General features: G+C 72.0%; 14 protein-coding genes. 10 read left to right on the top strand and 4 right to left on the bottom strand.

Going from position 1 to position 16016, the window contains the following annotated elements; genetic code table 11:
• The first annotated feature begins 255 nt into the window (after positions 1-255).
• From yajC to VF825_RS18070, 5 genes are all read left to right on the top strand, one after another.
• Entirely contained in the window at positions 256-672 is a 417-nt protein-coding gene (yajC, locus tag VF825_RS18090) for a preprotein translocase subunit YajC (protein ID WP_331115965.1), read from the top strand.
• Between the two features lie 2 nt (positions 673-674).
• The gene (secD, locus tag VF825_RS18085; protein WP_331115963.1) at positions 675-2468 is read left to right on the top strand and encodes a protein translocase subunit SecD; all 1794 of its coding nucleotides are present in this window, start codon (positions 675-677) and stop codon (positions 2466-2468) included.
• Positions 2465-3634 (top strand): protein translocase subunit SecF, encoded by a 1170-nt coding sequence (secF, locus tag VF825_RS18080; RefSeq protein WP_331115961.1) that lies wholly within the window; start codon positions 2465-2467, stop codon positions 3632-3634. The genes secD and secF overlap by 4 nt, the downstream gene beginning before the upstream one ends.
• Before the next feature lie 8 nt (positions 3635-3642).
• A complete protein-coding gene (locus VF825_RS18075; RefSeq protein WP_331115959.1) occupies positions 3643-4179 on the top strand; it encodes an adenine phosphoribosyltransferase in 537 nt (178 codons plus the stop codon).
• A 79-nt stretch (positions 4180-4258) separates the two neighbouring features.
• Positions 4259-6535 (top strand): bifunctional (p)ppGpp synthetase/guanosine-3',5'-bis(diphosphate) 3'-pyrophosphohydrolase, encoded by a 2277-nt coding sequence (locus tag VF825_RS18070; RefSeq protein ID WP_331115971.1) that lies wholly within the window; start codon positions 4259-4261, stop codon positions 6533-6535.
• 13 nt (positions 6536-6548) lie between these two features.
• Here the strand turns inward: VF825_RS18070 and VF825_RS18065 are convergent, their stop codons facing one another.
• The 3 genes from VF825_RS18065 to VF825_RS18055 all read right to left on the bottom strand — a co-directional run bounded on the left by VF825_RS18065 (position 6549) and on the right by VF825_RS18055 (position 9910).
• Positions 6549-7661, bottom strand: coding sequence for a threonine aldolase family protein (locus tag VF825_RS18065; protein ID WP_331115957.1), 1113 nt, complete (start codon positions 7659-7661; stop codon positions 6549-6551).
• 127 nt (positions 7662-7788) lie between these two features.
• Complete coding sequence (locus VF825_RS18060; protein WP_331115955.1) at positions 7789-9129, bottom strand: DUF349 domain-containing protein; 1341 nt, start codon at positions 9127-9129, stop codon at positions 7789-7791.
• A gap of 4 nt (positions 9130-9133) precedes the next feature.
• The gene (locus VF825_RS18055) at positions 9134-9910 is read right to left on the bottom strand and encodes a peptidylprolyl isomerase (protein WP_331115953.1); all 777 of its coding nucleotides are present in this window, start codon (positions 9908-9910) and stop codon (positions 9134-9136) included.
• 122 nt (positions 9911-10032) lie between these two features.
• Here VF825_RS18055 and VF825_RS18050 point away from each other — a divergent pair, with 122 nt between their 5' ends.
• Together VF825_RS18050 and hisS are read left to right on the top strand one after the other, a co-directional pair.
• Positions 10033-10737 carry an MBL fold metallo-hydrolase gene (locus VF825_RS18050; protein ID WP_331115951.1) on the top strand — a complete coding sequence of 235 codons (705 nt, stop codon included), beginning with the start codon at positions 10033-10035 and terminating at the stop codon, positions 10735-10737.
• Positions 10734-12077 carry a histidine--tRNA ligase gene (gene hisS / locus VF825_RS18045; protein WP_331115949.1) on the top strand — a complete coding sequence of 448 codons (1344 nt, stop codon included), beginning with the start codon at positions 10734-10736 and terminating at the stop codon, positions 12075-12077. Before VF825_RS18050 ends, hisS begins: the two co-directional genes overlap by 4 nt.
• Here the strand turns inward: hisS and VF825_RS18040 are convergent.
• Positions 12058-12711 carry a hypothetical protein gene (locus VF825_RS18040; protein WP_331115947.1) on the bottom strand — a complete coding sequence of 218 codons (654 nt, stop codon included), beginning with the start codon at positions 12709-12711 and terminating at the stop codon, positions 12058-12060. The two genes, hisS and VF825_RS18040, sit on opposite strands and share 20 nt — an antisense overlap.
• A 111-nt stretch (positions 12712-12822) precedes the next feature.
• Between VF825_RS18040 and ald the strand changes: the two genes are divergently transcribed.
• The 3 genes from ald to VF825_RS18025 all read left to right on the top strand — a co-directional run bounded on the left by ald (position 12823) and on the right by VF825_RS18025 (position 15960).
• Positions 12823-13938 (top strand): alanine dehydrogenase, encoded by a 1116-nt coding sequence (gene ald / locus VF825_RS18035; protein ID WP_331115945.1) that lies wholly within the window; start codon positions 12823-12825, stop codon positions 13936-13938.
• A complete protein-coding gene (gene xerD, locus VF825_RS18030) occupies positions 13935-14897 on the top strand; it encodes a site-specific tyrosine recombinase XerD (RefSeq protein WP_414695895.1) in 963 nt (320 codons plus the stop codon). Before ald ends, xerD begins: the two co-directional genes overlap by 4 nt.
• Before the next feature lie 151 nt (positions 14898-15048).
• Entirely contained in the window at positions 15049-15960 is a 912-nt protein-coding gene (locus VF825_RS18025; protein WP_414695894.1) for a ParA family protein, read from the top strand.
• Positions 15961-16016: the final 56 nt, after the last annotated feature.

Genomic DNA, 16016 nt, shown 5'->3' with positions numbered 1-16016 from the left:
GCATGTGGCCGGCTCGCGGGTCGTTTGTCGGGCGTCCAGTCGTGGGTCGACCGTGGGCGGCGCCCCGGTGCCGGCCGCACGGCATACGTCCGTGTTCATCACGAAATGGCGGCGCATGGGCGGGGTTCCTTGGTGCCTGTGGTGCCGCTCACCTAGACTCACGCGAACGCACCGGCTCCGTCCGGGACTTCCGCGCGTCCGGGGACGTTGTCCCCAATGGTGCGCGTCAACCCAACTGTCGTGAAGGACTGACTCATGTCGTCACTGGCCACCGCGGCCGCCTCTTCGGGGGCCGGCCTCGGCAACCTGCTCATCTTCGCCCTGCCGATCCTGCTGATCGCGTTCATGTTCATGACGCAGCGGCGTCGCCAGCGTGAGGTGCAGGCCGTGCAGAGCGGCCTCAAGGTCGGCGACGAGGTGACCACGACCTCGGGCCTGCTCGGGCGCATCAGCGCCATCGACGACGCCGTGGTCACCCTCGAGGTCAGCCCGGGCGTCCTGGTGCGCTTCGACCGCCGCGCGATCGGTGGCCCCGCTCCGGCCGCCGCGACCGCATCGTCGCAGCCCGCGACCGAAGCGCCGACCGAGACGCCCACCCCGGCGCCCACGGACACGCCGGCCGAGGGCACCGCGCCCGCGGAGCGCCCGGACACCACCGGGGAGCGGGACTGACCGTGGCGATCAACCCGCGCAACCGCAAGCCGCTGCGGACCCTGGCGGCGCTGGCCGTGCTCATCGTGGGCCTCTACGGCCTGCTCGCGGCCGTCGTCACCTGGGGCAGCGCCCAGTGGACGCCCAAGCTCGGCCTCGACCTCGAGGGCGGCACCCAGCTCATCCTCAAGCCGGTCATCACCAACGGCGGCTCGATCAGCCAGGACCAGATCAACCAGGCCGTCGACATCATGCGTCAGCGCGTCGACAGCACCGGCGTCTCCGAGGCCGAGGTGACCACCCAGGGCGGTTCGAACGTCGTGGTCTCCCTGCCCGGCACCCCGGACAAGGCCACGATCGACTCCCTCAAGCGTTCCTCCCAGCTGCGCTTCCGCGCCGTGCTGGTTGAGGCCGCCGGCGCCCCGCAGCCGACCCCGACGTCCACCGGCACCGCCACCGCCCCCTCGGGCACGCCGGGCGCCACGCCGACCTCGGGCTCCAAGGCCACCGCGCCGTCGGGCACCGCGACCACGAGCGCCAAGTCGGCCTTCCCGCCCGCGCTGAGCAAGGACACCACGCCCACGCCGACGCCCACCGCGACCGGCACCGGCTCGACGGGCACCACGGGTTCGACGGGTTCGACCGGCGCCAAGCCCAAGGACGCCAGCGACCTGGCCTGGATCACCCCCGCCATCGAGAAGCAGTTCGTCGCGCTGAACTGCTCCAACCCGGCGACCCAGGCGACGCTGGCCACCCAGATGGACGACCCGGCCAAGCCGCTGGTGACGTGCTCCCAGGACCGCCAGGCCAAGTACATCCTCGGCCCGGCCGAGGTGGTCGGCACCGACATCGCCGACGCCAGCTCGGGCTTCCAGACGACGCAGACCGGCGCGCAGACCAACCAGGTCGAGATCCAGCTCAAGTTCGACGCCAACGGCACCAAGAAGTTCGGTGACGTCACCTCGCGCCTGGTCTCGCTGCCGCAGCCGCGCAACCAGTTCGCGATCGTGCTCGACGGCCAGGTGCTCTCCGCGCCGGTGACCCAGAGCGCGATCACCGCCGGCACCGCCAGCATCACGGGCAACTTCACCGAGGCGAGCGCCAAGACCCTGGCCGACCAGCTGAAGTTTGGTGCGCTGCCGATGTCGTTCACCCCGCAGACCGAGGAGCAGGTCAGCCCCACCCTGGGCACCGACCAGCTCCAGAAGGGCCTGCTCGCCGGCCTCATCGGCCTGCTGCTGGTCGTCATCTACTCGCTGTTCCAGTACCGCGCCCTCGGCTTCGTCACGGTCGCGTCGCTGGTGATCGCCTCGATGCTGACCTACGTCACGGTGGCGCTGCTGGGCTGGTCGCACGGCTTCCGGCTCACGCTCGCCGGCGTCACCGGCCTCATCGTCTCGATCGGTATCACCGCCGACTCGTTCATCGTGTTCTTCGAACGCGTGCGCGACGAGGTGCGTGAGGGCCGGCACCTGCGTCAGGCCGTGGAGACCGGCTGGGCGCGCGCCCGCCGCACCATCCTGGTCGCCGACGGCGTCAACATGCTGGCGGCGCTGGTGCTCTACATCCTGGCCACCAGCAACGTGCGCGGCTTCGCCTTCACGCTGATGCTGACCACGATCATCGACGTGGCCGTGGTCTTCCTGTTCACCCACCCCGTCGTCGCCATCCTCGCCAACACGAAGTTCTTCGGCGAGGGGCACAAGTGGTCGGGCTTCGACCCCGAGCGCCTCGGCGCGAAGCAACCGTTGTATGCCGGTCGCGGCCGGGTCACGATCGCTGCGCGCCGCGCGGCAGAGGAGAGCGCGCAGTCATGACGAGCTTCGCCCAGTTCGGCAACGACCTCTACTCCGGCAAGCGGTCGATCGACTTCGTCGGGCGCCAGAAGACGTGGTACGCCCTCTCCGGGGTCATCCTCGTCCTCGCCCTCGTGGGCATCTTCGCCCGCGGGCTCAACCTCGGCCTGGAGTTCCGCGGTGGCTCCGAGCTGCGCGTCTCCGGTGTCAGCACCACGCAGGGCTACGAGGCCAAGGCCAAGGACGCCCTCGGCGGCCTGAACCAGGGTGCGGACGTCGTGGTCACCAAGCTCGGCACCGACTCCGTGCGGGTGCAGACCGAGAAGCTCAGCGACACCCAGACCGAGGACGCCCGCGCCAAGCTGGCCACGGCGTTCGGCGTCAGCCAGAACCAGATCTCGGCGTCCTTCATCGGCGCCTCCTGGGGTGCCTCGGTCAGCCAGAAGGCGATCACGGCCCTGGTCTGGTTCCTCGTGCTCGTCGCGCTGACCATGGCGTTGTACTTCCGCACGTGGAAGATGTCGGCGGCGGGCCTCATCGCCCTGGCCCACGACCTGGTGATCACCGTCGGCATCTACGCGTTGTTCGGCTTCGAGATCACGCCGGCGTCGATGATCGGCTTCCTGACGATCCTCGGCTACTCCCTCTACGACACCGTCGTCGTCTTCGACAAGGTGCGCGAGAACACCGGCCAGGCAGTGGCCAACGGCCGGATGAGCTACTCCCAGGCCGCCAACCGCGCCGTCAACCAGACCCTGGTGCGCTCGATCAACACCTCGGTCGTGGCCCTGCTGCCCGTCGCGGCGATCCTCGTCATCGGGTCGGTCCTGCTCGGCCCGGGCGTCCTCGTGGACCTGAGCCTGGCGCTGTTCGTCGGTATCGCGGCCGGCACCTACTCCTCGATCTTCATCGCCACGCCGCTGCTGGCCGACCTGCGTGAGCGCGAGCCGGCGATGAAGGACCTGGCCAAGCGCGCCCGGCGCTACCAGGCGGCCCGGTCCCGCGACGAGGCCAAGGCCGAGGGGTCCGGTGAGGCCGCGACGCCCACCACCGCCGTGGACGACACCGCGGAGACCCACCGGGAGCCGGCACCTGCCGGCGCCGGCCGGGCCCAGCGGCCGGTGCACCCCTACGTCACCGGCGGACCCCGCAACCAGCCCAAGCGCCCGCCCAAGAGCAAGCGCTGAGGAGAGCCTTGAGCACCGAGCAGCAGTCCATCGCGCAGGTGGTCTCCGACCACCTGCGCGACATCCCTGACTTCCCCGAGCCCGGCGTGGCCTTCAAGGACTTCACGCCGTTGCTGTCCGACGGGGCGGCCCTGGCGGCCGTGGTCCGCGACATCGCCGACCGCTACCGCGGCCGGGTCGACCACGTCGTCGGCATCGAGGCGCGCGGGTTCATCCTCGGCGCGGCCGTGGCCTACGAGCTCGGCGTCGGCTTCGTGCCGGTCCGCAAGGCCGGCAAGCTGCCGGGGGAGACCCTGGGTGTGGAGTACGACCTGGAGTACGGCAGCGCCCACATCGAGGTGCACGCCGACGCGTTCGTCGCCGGCGCCCACACGCTGGTCATCGACGACGTGCTGGCCACCGGCGGCACGGCCGAGGCGACCTGCACGCTGCTCGAGCGCGCCGGCGCCGAGGTGGTCGCGTTCGAGGCCGTCATCGAGCTCGGCTTCCTCGAGGGACGGGCCAAGCTGGCGGGTCGCGAGGTCCACACCATCCTCACCGTGTGACGGCACATAGACTCCTGTCATGAACGAGGACGTCGCGGGCGGCACGAGCGGAACCTCCGCCCCCACGCAGGTCGAGCCCATGACCGGGCCGATCCCGCGCGTCCGCGCACGGCTGGCCCGCTTCGGCGGCCCGCGCCAGGGGACCTACCGCGTCCTCGAGCCGCTGCTGCGCACCGTCCGGGCCACCCACCCCAAGGCTGACCTGACGGTCATCGAGCAGGCCTACGCCGTGGCCGAGCAGGCCCACCGCGGCCAGCTGCGCAAGAGCGGCGACCCCTACATCACCCACCCGCTGGCCGTGGCCACGATCCTGGCCGAGCTGGGCATGACCCCGGCCACGCTGGCGGCCGCGCTCCTGCACGACACGGTGGAGGACACGGCATACAGCCTGGAGGACCTCACCCGCGACTTCGGGCCCGAGGTCGCCATGCTCGTGGACGGGGTGACCAAGCTCGACAAGGTCACCTACGGCGACGCGGCCCAGGCCGAGACCGTGCGCAAGATGGTCGTGGCGATGGCCCGCGACATCCGGGTGCTGGTCATCAAGCTGGCCGACCGGCTGCACAACGCCCGCACCTGGCGCTACGTCTCGCAGGAGTCGGCGCAGCGCAAGGCCCGCGAGACCCTGGAGATCTACGCCCCGCTGGCCCACCGGCTGGGCATGAACACCATCAAGTGGGAGCTGGAGGACCTGTCCTTCGCGACCCTCTACCCCAAGGTCTACGACGAGATCGTGCGCCTGGTCGCCGAGCGCGCGCCGGCCCGGGAGGAGTACCTCGCCGGGGTGCGTGAGCAGGTCAACAACGACCTGCGCGCGGCCAAGATCAAGGCCACGGTGACGGGCCGGCCCAAGCACTACTACTCCGTCTACCAGAAGATGATCGTGCGCGGCCGCGACTTCGAGGAGATCTACGACCTCGTCGCGGTGCGGGTGCTGGTCGACACGGTCCGTGACTGCTACGCGGCGCTCGGCGCACTGCACGCCCGGTGGAACCCGGTGCCGGGGCGGTTCAAGGACTACATCGCCATGCCCAAGTTCAACATGTACCAGTCGTTGCACACGACGGTCATCGGGCCCGAGGGCAAGCCGGTCGAGATCCAGATCCGCACGCACACCATGCACCGACGCGCGGAGTACGGCGTCGCGGCGCACTGGAAGTACAAGGAGGACGCCCCGGGCGGTGCCCAGGCCCAGCCCAAGGACGGCGAGACCGGCCCGATCAGCGACATGGCCTGGCTGCGCCAGCTGCTGGAGTGGCAGCGGGAGACCTCCGACCCGGGAGAGTTCCTGGACTCGCTGCGGTTCGAGATCAACGCCCGCGAGGTCTACGTCTTCACACCCAAGGGCGAGGTCATCGCGCTGCCGGCCGGCTCGACCCCGGTCGACTTCGCCTACGCCGTGCACACCGAGGTCGGCCACCACTGCATCGGCGGCCGGGTCAACGGCCGGCTGGTGCCGCTGGAGAGCCCGCTGGAGAACGGCGACGTCGTGGAGGTGCTCACCTCCAAGGCCGACGGTGCCGGGCCGTCGCGTGACTGGCTGACCTTCGTCAAGAGCCCCCGCGCCCGCAACAAGATCCGCCAGTGGTTCTCCAAGGAGCGCCGCGAGGAGGCCATCGAGCAGGGCAAGGACGCCATCGCCAAGGCCATGCGCAAGCAGGGCCTGCCGCTGCAGCGCCTCATGTCGCACGAGTCCCTGGCCGGCCTGGCCGGCGAGCTGCGCTACGCCGACATCGCCGCCCTGTATGCCGCGGTGGGCGAGGGCCACGTCAGCGCCCAGCACGTGGTGGGCCGGCTGGTGGCCTCCCTCGGTGGGGAGGAGGGCGCCAGCGAGGACCTCGCCGAGGCGACCATGCCGACCCGCGGGGTGCGTCGCCGCAGCGGCGACCCCGGCGTCGTGGTCGTCGGCACCGCCGACGTGTGGGTCAAGCTGGCCCGGTGCTGCACTCCCGTGCCCGGCGACCCGATCATCGGCTTCGTCACGCGGGGCAGCGGCGTGTCGGTGCACCGTGCCGACTGCACCAACGCCGAGTCCCTCCTCGCCCAGCCGGACCGGCTCATCGACGTCGAGTGGGCCCCGTCGGCCGGCAGCGTGTTCCTCGTGCAGCTGCAGGTGGAGGCGCTCGACCGCAACCGGCTGCTCTCCGACGTGACCCGGGTGCTGTCCGACCACCACGTCAACATCCTGTCGGCGAGCGTGCAGACCACGCGTGACCGTGTCGCGATGAGCAAGTTCACCTTCGAGATGGGCGACCCCGGCCACCTCGACCACGTCATCAAGGCGGTCCGCAAGATCGACGGCGTCTTCGACGTCTACCGCATCACCGGCGGCAAGGCCCCCGTCAAGCAGCAGTAGCGCCGGCCCCCGGTCAGTCCACGAAGACGCGGCCGAGCGCCTCGACGGCCTCGGCTGCGGTCCACTCCATCGTGGACGGGCCGACGGTGAACTCGGTCCACGACCAGCCGGGCACCTCGCTGTCCTCCCACGTGGCCGACGCCATGAGGTGGTCCTGCTCCATCGCGGTGACCAGGCGCTCGTTGAGGGACTCGGCCGGTGCCTCGACGAAGATCCGGAACGCGTTGGTGTGCGGCTCCTCCGGCAGGACCCGGATGCCACGCTCCGGCAGGTGCTTGGCGAGCTCCTGGGCGCGCTCGTGGAACTCGGCCATGCGGGGCAGGTGCTGGTCGAGGCCGCGCAGCGCCGCCACGGCGTACGGCATGAGCGTGTACAGGGTGCCCCCGTGCCGGGTCCGCCACGCGCGGGCCTGCTCGATCTCGTCCTCGGGGCCGGCGAGTGCGGCGCCGGCGAGCCCGCCCAGGCCCTTGTAGAACGAGACGTAGACGCTGTCGGCCAGCGCGGCAACCTCCGCCAGCGACCGGCCGAGGTGTGGCGTGGACTCCCACAGGCGGGCGCCGTCCAGGTGCAGCGGTACGCCGCGCTCACGGCAGGCGGCCGAGAACGCCTCGAGCTCCTCCCACGAGGGCAGGAGGTAGCCCGCGTCACGCAGCGGGAGCTCCAGCAGCACCGCGCCGAGCGGACCCGGGACCGCGGCCAGGTCGTCCACGCCGGGCACCCGGGCGCCCTCGGTCAGCATCCGGAAGTCGAACCCGTGCAGCAGCCGCGGGCCGTCGTCCTCGTGGTGGAGCAGGTGTGAGAGGGCGGGGAGGGCCACCCGGCGCGAGCCCTGCCGGTCGCACCAGACCCGCAGCATCGACTGCTGGGCCATGACGCCGCTGGGGAAGAACGCCACGGCCGGCGTGCCCAGCAGCTCGGCCAGCCGGCTCTCCAGCAAGGCCACCGTCCCGCGGGCGCCGTAGGAGTCCCACGTGGCGTCGTCGGCCAGACCGGCGAGCACGTCCGCGAGATCGCGCAGCTGCTCCTCCGGCGTGAGGGGCAGGCGCGACGGGAGCCAGCGGGTGATGCCGGGCCGGGCCGCCCGCGCGCGCTCGGCCAGGGTGGGGGTCGGGGTCTGATCGGTCACGGGCCCATCCTGTCGGCCCGGATCCCGTTGGCGCACGCGGGTTTGCGCGTGCCGCCCCGGCCACAACAGGTATGCCGTGCCCCTCACGGTGAGGGGCACGGCATACCGGTGTGGCGGGGGAGGGGCCTCAGCCGCTGAACTCCTGGACCCCGGCGCGGGCCTGCTCGAGCCACTGCTCGCGGGCGGCGAGCGCCGCCTCGGCGTCGGCGACCTTGCGGGCGTTGCCGGACTCCCGGGCCTTGGCGAGGTCCTCGCGCAGGCCCTGGACGGCAGCCTCGAGCTGGTCCACGAGGCTCTGGGCGCGGGCGGCGACCTCGGGGTTGGTTGCGGCCCAACGCTTCTCGTCGGCCTCGCGGACTGCCTGCTCGACCCGGCGCAGGCCCTTCTCGACCCGCTCCATGTCGGCGCGTGGCACCTTGCCGGCCCGGTCCCACTTCTCCTGGACCGCGCGCAGGGCCGCCTTGGCCGCGTCGATGTCGGTCACCGGCAGGATCGCCTCGGCCTCGACGAGCAGGGCCTCCTTGACCACGAGGTTGGCCTTGAACTCCTCGTTCTCGGCGGCCGCGACCTCGTCCTTGGCGTGGAAGAAGGCGTCCTGCGCGGCCTTGAACCGGGCCCACAGGGCGTCGTCGTCGGCGCGGGAGGCCCGGCCGGCCTGGCGCCAGCGGTCCATGAGCCGCTTGTAGGCGGTCGCCGTCGGGCCCCAGTCGGTGCTGCTGGAGAGGGCCTCGGCCTCCTTGACCAGCGCCTCCTTGGCGGCCCTGGCCTCACCCTGGGTCGCGTCGAGCTGGGCGAAGTGGACCCGGCGGGCCTTGTCGAAGCCGTTGCGGGCGGCGCTGAACCGCTGCCACAGGGCGCTCTCTGTCTCGCGGTCGAGGCGGGCGCCGGCGCGCTGCTCGGCCTTCCATTCCTCCAGCAGCTCGCGCATGCGGGCGCCGCTGGTCTTCCACTGCACCGAGGCCGGGGGCTGGGCCGCGATCCGCTCGGCCTCGGCCACGATCTCCTCGCGCCGCGCCTTGCTCTTCTCGCGGGCCGCGCTGCGCTGGGCGCCCTCGACCTGCTTGCGGGCCTCGGTGGCCGTGGCGATCTCGGCGACCTTGGCCTCGATGAGGCTCAGGTCGCCGACCACGTTGGCCTCGGCGACGTGCTCGCGCAGCCGGGCCAGTCCGTCGACGGCGTCCTTGGCGGGCAGGTCGGTCTGGGTGACCCGCTGCAGCAGCAGCTCCGCGGAGGCGAGCAGCTCGTCGTACTTGCGGGTGAAGTAGGCCAGCGCCTCCTCGGGGGTGGCCCCGGGGTAGGAGCCGACCTCGCGCTCACCGTCGCCGGTGCGGACGAAGACCGTGCCGTCCTCCGCGACGCGGCCGAACGTGGCCGGCGCGGCAGGGCGCCGGGTCCCGGCGAGGCTGGCCGGGCTCGGCATGCCGGCGGGGCTGGCGGGGCGCTCGGGGTGGTCGGACTGCTGTGACACGGTCTCAGGCCTTCTTCTCGGTGACGACAACCTTCTGGATGCTGATCGGCTGCGCCGGGGGCCCGTCGGTCTGGCCACCTTGGACGCCGGCAGCAGCGGTCTTCTTGACGATATCGAGTCCGGAGGTCACCGTGCCGAAGATCGTGTAGCCGCCACCGTCGGTGGGCAGCTGGGTGTCCTTGTAGACGATGAAGAACTGCCCGCCGTTGGAGTTGGGGTCCGACGTGCGCGCCATCGCCAGGGTGCCGGTGGGGTACTTGCCGTCCTTGGGCGCGTTCTCGATGCCGTAGCCGTAGCCGGGGTTGCCGTTGCCCGTGCCGGTCGGGTCGCCGCACTGCAGGACGAAGATGCCGGCGGTGGTGAGGCGGTGGCAGCGGCTGTTCGCCCAGTAGCCGTCACCGGCGAGCTGCAGGAAGGAGGCCACGGTCTGCGGCGCCTTGGTCCCGTCGAGCTGGACGGTGATCGGGCCGCGGTTGGTCGTGATCGTCGCGACGAAGGTCTTGCCCGCGGCCAGCGACTTCGGCGGCAGCGTGCGGGTCACCGAGGGGCTCGGGGACGCGGATGAGCTCGAGGCGGACGGGGTGGCCGGCGTGGCTGTGCCCTTGCCGCGGTTGACCGCGTAGCTGACACCGACCAGGCCACCGACGACGAGCAGCACGGCGAGGACGACGGCCACGACCTGGCGGTTGCGAGCGCGCTCGGCGGCACGCCTCTCGAACACGGCCTGGCGCTTCTCGGCCCGGCGCTTGGCACGGGCGCGGTCGCGGGCTTTCGGCGACACGGGTGAGCTCCTCGGGAGGTCGGTGAGGGGCCGCGAGGGCCCGGGCCCGGTCAGTCTAGGCACCGGTCCCCGCACGGGCGGCGGTGCGTGGTCACGAGTCCGTGACGGTTAGGCTCGGCTGCGTGCTGACCGTCGGATTCCCCGCAACGGCTTTTGCCACCAACTGCTACGTCCTCGCGCCCGCCGCGGGCGAGGAGTGCCTCATCGTGGACCCCGGTATCGGGGTCGAGGACCGGCTCGCCGAGGTGCTGCGCCAGCACCGGCTGCGCCCGGCCGCGGTGCTGCTCACCCACGGCCACCTCGACCACGTCAGCTCGGTGACGCCGGTGTGTGCGGCCGGCGGCGTCGCGGCGTACATCCATGCCGACGACCACTACCGGCTCAAGGACCCGCTGGGCATGCTCGCCCCCGAGCTGCTGGCGATGCTGCAGCAGCAGTTCGGCCCGGCGGCGACGTGGCAGGAGCCGAGCGAGGTCGTCGACCTCACCGGTGGCCAGAGCCTGAGCCTGGCCGGCCTGGACGTCAGCGTCCTGCACGCGCCCGGGCACACCGAGGGCTCGGTGATGTTCGGCCTGCCCGACGTGCCGGACGGCACCGCCGACGAGGCCGGCGTGCGGACCACCATGCTCTCCGGCGACGTGCTCTTCGCCGGGTCGATCGGGCGCACCGACCTGCCCGGCGGCGACGGCGCGGCGATGGCCCGGTCGTTGACGGATGTCGTGCTGCCACTGCCGGATGACACCCTTGTCCTGCCGGGGCACGGCCCGGCCACCACCATCGCCCGCGAGCGGGCGACCAACCCCTACCTGCAAGGACTGACCCAGTGAGCCCGACCAAGGTGACGCCGATCAGCGGCTTCCCGGAGTACCTGCCCGGCGAGCGGATCGTCGAGCAGCACTTCCTCGACGTCATCCGGGAGACGTTCGAGCGTCATGGCTTCGCCTCGATCGAGACCCGTGCGGTCGAGCCGGTCGAGCGCCTGTCGAGCCAGGGCGAGGACGCCGACAAGGAGATCTACGCGATCCGCCGGCTCGGGGCCGAGGCCGACGAGGAGGGCCCCGGCCTGGGCCTGCACTTCGACCTGACCGTGCCGTTCTCGCGCTACGTCCTGGAGAACGCCGGCAAGCTCACCTTCCCGTTCCGCCGCTACCAGATCCAGCGGGTCTGGCGCGGCGAGCGCCCGCAGGAGGGCCGCTACCGCGAGTTCACCCAGGCCGACATCGACATCGTCGACGTGGGCGAGCTGCCGTTCCACTACGAGGTGGAGCTGCCGCTGGTCATCGCGGACGCCTTCTCCCGGCTGCCGGTGCCGGCGTTCCGGATCCAGGTCAACAACCGCAAGATCCCCGAGGGCTTCTACCGCGGCCTCGGCCTCGAGGACGTCGCCGGCGTGCTGCGCGCGGTCGACAAGCTGGACAAGATCGGCCCGGAGAAGGTCACCGAGCTGCTCGTCGGCATCGGCGCCACCGAGGCCCAGGCCAAGGCGTGCCTGCGGCTGGCCGAGATCGCCACGCCGGACGACTCGTTCGTGGAGCAGGTGCGCGCCCTCGGCGTGGAGCACCCGGTCCTCGACGAGGGCCTGGAGCAGCTGGCCGCTGTGATGCGCGCCGCCGCCGAGCACGCACCCGGCCTGCTGGTGGCCGACCTGCGCATCGCGCGCGGGCTGGACTATTACACCGGGACCGTCTACGAGACCCAGCTCGTCGGCCAGGAGCACTTCGGCTCGATCTGCTCCGGCGGTCGCTACGACGCCCTGGCCAGCGACGGGAAGACGACCTACCCCGGGGTGGGCATCTCGATCGGGGTGTCCCGGCTGCTGGGCAAGCTCTTCGCCCAGGGCAGCGTGCGGGCCAGCCGGACCACCCCCAGCGCGGTGCTGGTCGCCCTCAACGACGAGGACAGCCGCGCCGGGGCCATGCGCACCGCGGCGGCGCTGCGCTCCCGTGGCATCGCCTGCGAGGTCGCCCCGGCGGCGGCGAAGTTCGGCAAGCAGATCCGCTTCGCCGAGCGTCGTGGCATCCCGTTCGTGTGGTTCCCCGGCGCCGGGGAGCACGGCGACCAGGTCAAGGACATCCGCTCCGGCGAGCAGGTCGACGCCGACGCGACCACCTGGGCACCGCCCGCCGAGGACCTGGTGCCCCAGGTCCTCACGACTCCCGCGGACTGACCTGGAGCGCGGGCGGCCGCAGCCCGGCCGCCCGCAGCTCCAGCGTCGCCAAGGCGTGTATCGCGCGCCGGTCGCCACTGCGCAGCGCCCCCACCGGGTCGTCGCTGGCCCGGGCGACCCGGGGGAGCGGCTGGCGGCTCATCGCCCGCAGCGCGAAGAGCTCGAGGTCTGCCTTCCCGTCGATGAGGCGCTGTGCCGCCCCGGCCCGACGGGCGAAGCGCGCCCGGCGCACGAGCCACACGCCGCCGACGACGCCGATCGGCACGAGTGCGGTCGTCAGCCCCAGCACCGTGGCCAGCTGCGTGATGCCGGTGGCGAGGTCGTGTCCCGCCCCCGCGATGCCCTGGCCGGTCGCCGCCGCCCGGTCGAACGGACCGTGCAGCTGGTCGCCCACCACGGGGACCTGCCGCAGCGTGTGGGACGCATCGCCCATGGAGCTGCCGAAGCTGCCCCCGGCCGACTCCAGCCGGCGGGCCGGTGCGGCGAGCGCCAGCACCGCGTCGTGCACGTGGCGTGCGAGCCAGAGCCACCCGACCACCCAGATCAGGACACCGACATCGGCGAGGACCTGGGCGCTCCGGCGGCCCGGTAGGTCGGCATACAGCTTCATCGGGGTCAGCCTCCTGGACGACATCAGGGCACCGTGGGCGGGTCTAGACTCGCAGCCGCTGCCCTCGGGCAGCCGATCGGCGTGGCAACGGGGCCACGCCGACGGCACAGCACCACACAAAGGAACTGATATCCGGTGAAGATCGGAATCCCTCGCGAGGTCAAGAACCACGAGTACCGCGTGGCGATCACGCCGTCGGGCGTGCACGAGCTCGTGCAGCACGGCCACGACGTCTACATCGAGACCGACGCGGGTGTCGGCTCCTCCATCCTCAACGAGGACTACGTCGCCGCCGGCGCCACGATCCTCGACACCGCGGACGACGTGTGGGGCACCGGAGACCTGATCCTCAAGGTCAAGGAGCCGATCGCCTCCGAGTACCACCGCATGCGGGAGGGCCAGACCCTCTTCACCTACCTGCACCTCGCCGCCGACAAGCCGCTCACCGAGGAGCTGGCCAAGCGCAAGGTCACCGGCATCGCCTACGAGACCGTCGAGTTGCCCGACCGCTCGCTGCCGCTGCTGGCCCCGATGTCCGAGGTCGCGGGTCGTCTCGCCCCGCAGGTCGGCGCCCACACGATGATGCGCGCCCAGGGTGGTCGCGGCATCCTCATGGGTGGCGTCTCCGGCGTCTACGCCGCCAAGGTCGTCGTCATCGGCGCCGGCGTCTCCGGCATGAACGCCGCCGCGATCGCGCTGGGCATGCAGGCCGAGGTGCTGCTGCTCGACCGCAACGTGGCGCGCCTGCGCCAGGCCGACGCGATCTACCAGGGCCACTGCCAGACCGTGGCGTCCAACGCCTACGAGGTCGAGCGCGCGATCATGGACGCCGACATGGTCATCGGCGCCGTCCTCGTGCCGGGCGCCAAGGCCCCGACCCTGATCACCAACGAGCAGGTCTCCCGGATGAAGCCGGGCTCGGTGCTCGTGGACATCTCCATCGACCAGGGTGGCTGCTTCGAGGACTCGCGGCCGACCACCCACGCGGACCCGACCTACCAGGTCCACAACTCGATGTTCTACTGCGTGGCCAACATGCCCGGCGCGGTGCCGCACACCTCCACCTACGCGCTCACCAACGTGACGCTGCCGTATGCCGTGGAGCTCGCCAACCGTGGCTGGCGAGACGCCCTCAAGGCCGACCACGCCCTGGCGCTGGGCCTGAACACCTACGACGGTGCCGTCACCTACGGCCCCGTCGCCGACGCGCACGGCATGCAGGCCGTGTCGCTGGACGAGGTGCTCAGCTGAGCGCTGCCCCCACGCAGCAGACCACCCCGGCGGCGCCCCTGACGGCGCTGGACCGCTCGGTCCGCGGATGGCTCGACCACCTGCGGATCGAGCGGGGGGTGGCTGACAACACCCTGGCCTCCTACCGCCGCGACCTGTCCCGCTACCGCGAGTTCCTCGCCGGTCGCGGGATCGCCGACGCCGCAGCGGTGCAGGAGGCCGACGTCACCGACTTCCTCGCCGCCCTGCGCGAGGGCAGCCCCGACCGGCCAGCGTTGTCGGCGTCCTCGGCCGCGCGCACCCTCGTGGCGGTCCGCGGCTTCCACCGCTTCCTGGCCCTCGAGGGGGTCGTGGGCGCCGACCCGGCCGCGGCGGTCAGCCCGCCCCGCCCGCCCAAGCGGCTGCCCAAGGCGATCGGCGTCGACGAGGTCGAACGGCTGCTGGAGGCTGCGAGCCTGGGCGACACCCCGACCTCGCTGCGCGACCGCGCCCTCCTCGAGGTGCTCTACGGCGCCGGCGCCCGGATCAGCGAGGCGGTCGGCCTCGACCTGGACGACGTCGACCTCGACGCCGGCGCGGTGCGCCTGCTCGGCAAGGGCGACAAGGAGCGCATCGTCCCGCTGGGGACCTACGCGCGGGAGGCGGTCACGGCATACCTGGTGCGGGCCCGGCCCGCCCTGGCCGCGCACGGCGGGGGGACCGCGGCGGTCTTCCTCAACCAGCGCGGCGCACGGCTGTCCCGGCAGAGCGCCTGGGCCACGATCAGCGCCGTGGCCGAGCGCGCCGGGCTGTCGGCGCACGTCAGCCCGCACACGCTGCGCCACTCCTTCGCCACCCACCTGCTCGACGGCGGGGCCGACGTGCGGGTCGTGCAGGAGCTGCTCGGGCACGCCTCGGTGACCACGACGCAGGTCTACACGCTGGTCACGGTGCAGAAGCTGCGGGAGGTCTATGCGCAGGCCCACCCGCGGGCACGGTGACGCGACACGCCGCACCCTGCCTTGAAGCGCGTTGGGCGTCGCGACTAGGGTCGTCGCGATCAGCGAGATGCTGACCGACGATGACGATCAGCGTGATGCTGGCCGACGACACCACGGCGCTGGGAGTGGAGCACCTGTGACTTCCGAGGTGATGGACGCGACCGACACCGAGACCGACCGGTCGCCCCGCCCGCTGCCCGGAGCCGAGAGCGTCGGCGCGGGCCAGATGGACGCCACCGGTCGCCCGCTGCCCGACTTCCCCGAGCCGCAGCCGCTGACCGGCCACGGTCCGGCACGCATCATCGCCATGTGCAACCAGAAGGGTGGCGTCGGCAAGACGACCACCACGATCAACCTGGGCGCGGCGCTGGCCGAGTACGGCCGCAAGGTGCTGCTGGTCGACTTCGACCCGCAGGGCGCGCTGTCGGTCGGCCTGGGCATCCGCACCCACGAGCTCGACTCGACGATCTACGACCTGCTCATCTCGCGTGGCCACGACGTGCACGACGTCATCCAGCAGACGCGCACCCACAACCTCGACATCCTCCCCGCCAACATCGACCTGTCCGCGGCCGAGGTGCAGCTCGTCGGCGAGGTCGCCCGCGAGCAGATCCTGTCCCGGGTGCTGCGCTCGGTCGTCGACGAGTACGACCTCATCCTCATCGACTGCCAGCCCTCGCTGGGCCTGCTCACGGTCAACGCGCTCACCGCGGCGCACGGCGTGATCATCCCGCTGGAGTGCGAGTTCTTCGCCATGCGCGGCGTCGCCCTGCTCGTGGAGACCATCGACAAGATCTGCGACCGGCTCAACCCGCGCCTGCAGGTCGACGGCATCCTCGCCACGATGTACGACGGGCGCACCCTGCACAGCCGCGAGGTCGTGCGCAGCGTGGTCGACCACTTCGGCGACCAGGTGTTCCACACGGTCATCAGCCGGACGGTGAAGTTCCCCGACGCCACGCTGGCGGCCGAGCCGATCACCTCCTACGCCTCGGCGCACAGCGGGGCCGAGTCCTACCGCCAGCTGGCCCGCGAGCTCATCTCCCGGGGCGGGGCGGCCTGACCTCGATGAGCTCAGCCCCCGGCACGCTCGACTCCCCGCCGGCGGTCGCAGCAGGG

This window comes from Oryzihumus sp. (assembly GCF_036391795.1).
Lineage (GTDB): Bacteria > Actinomycetota > Actinomycetes > Actinomycetales > Dermatophilaceae > Oryzihumus.
This window is presented reverse-complemented; position numbering and strand designations above follow the sequence as displayed.

Bases quoted from the DNA above. Each gene is read 5' to 3' on its own strand.
- yajC (WP_331115965.1), top strand. From the start codon at position 256: ATGTCGTCACTGGCCACCGCGGCCGCCTCTTCGGGGGCCGGCCTCGGC.
- secF (WP_331115961.1), top strand. From the start codon at position 2,465: ATGACGAGCTTCGCCCAGTTCGGCAACGACCTCTACTCCGGCAAGCGG.
- VF825_RS18070 (WP_331115971.1), top strand. From the start codon at position 4,259: ATGACCGGGCCGATCCCGCGCGTCCGCGCACGGCTGGCCCGCTTCGGC.
- VF825_RS18040 (WP_331115947.1), bottom strand. From the start codon at position 12,711: ATGTCGTCCAGGAGGCTGACCCCGATGAAGCTGTATGCCGACCTACCG.
- VF825_RS18025 (WP_414695894.1), top strand. From the start codon at position 15,049: ATGGACGCGACCGACACCGAGACCGACCGGTCGCCCCGCCCGCTGCCC.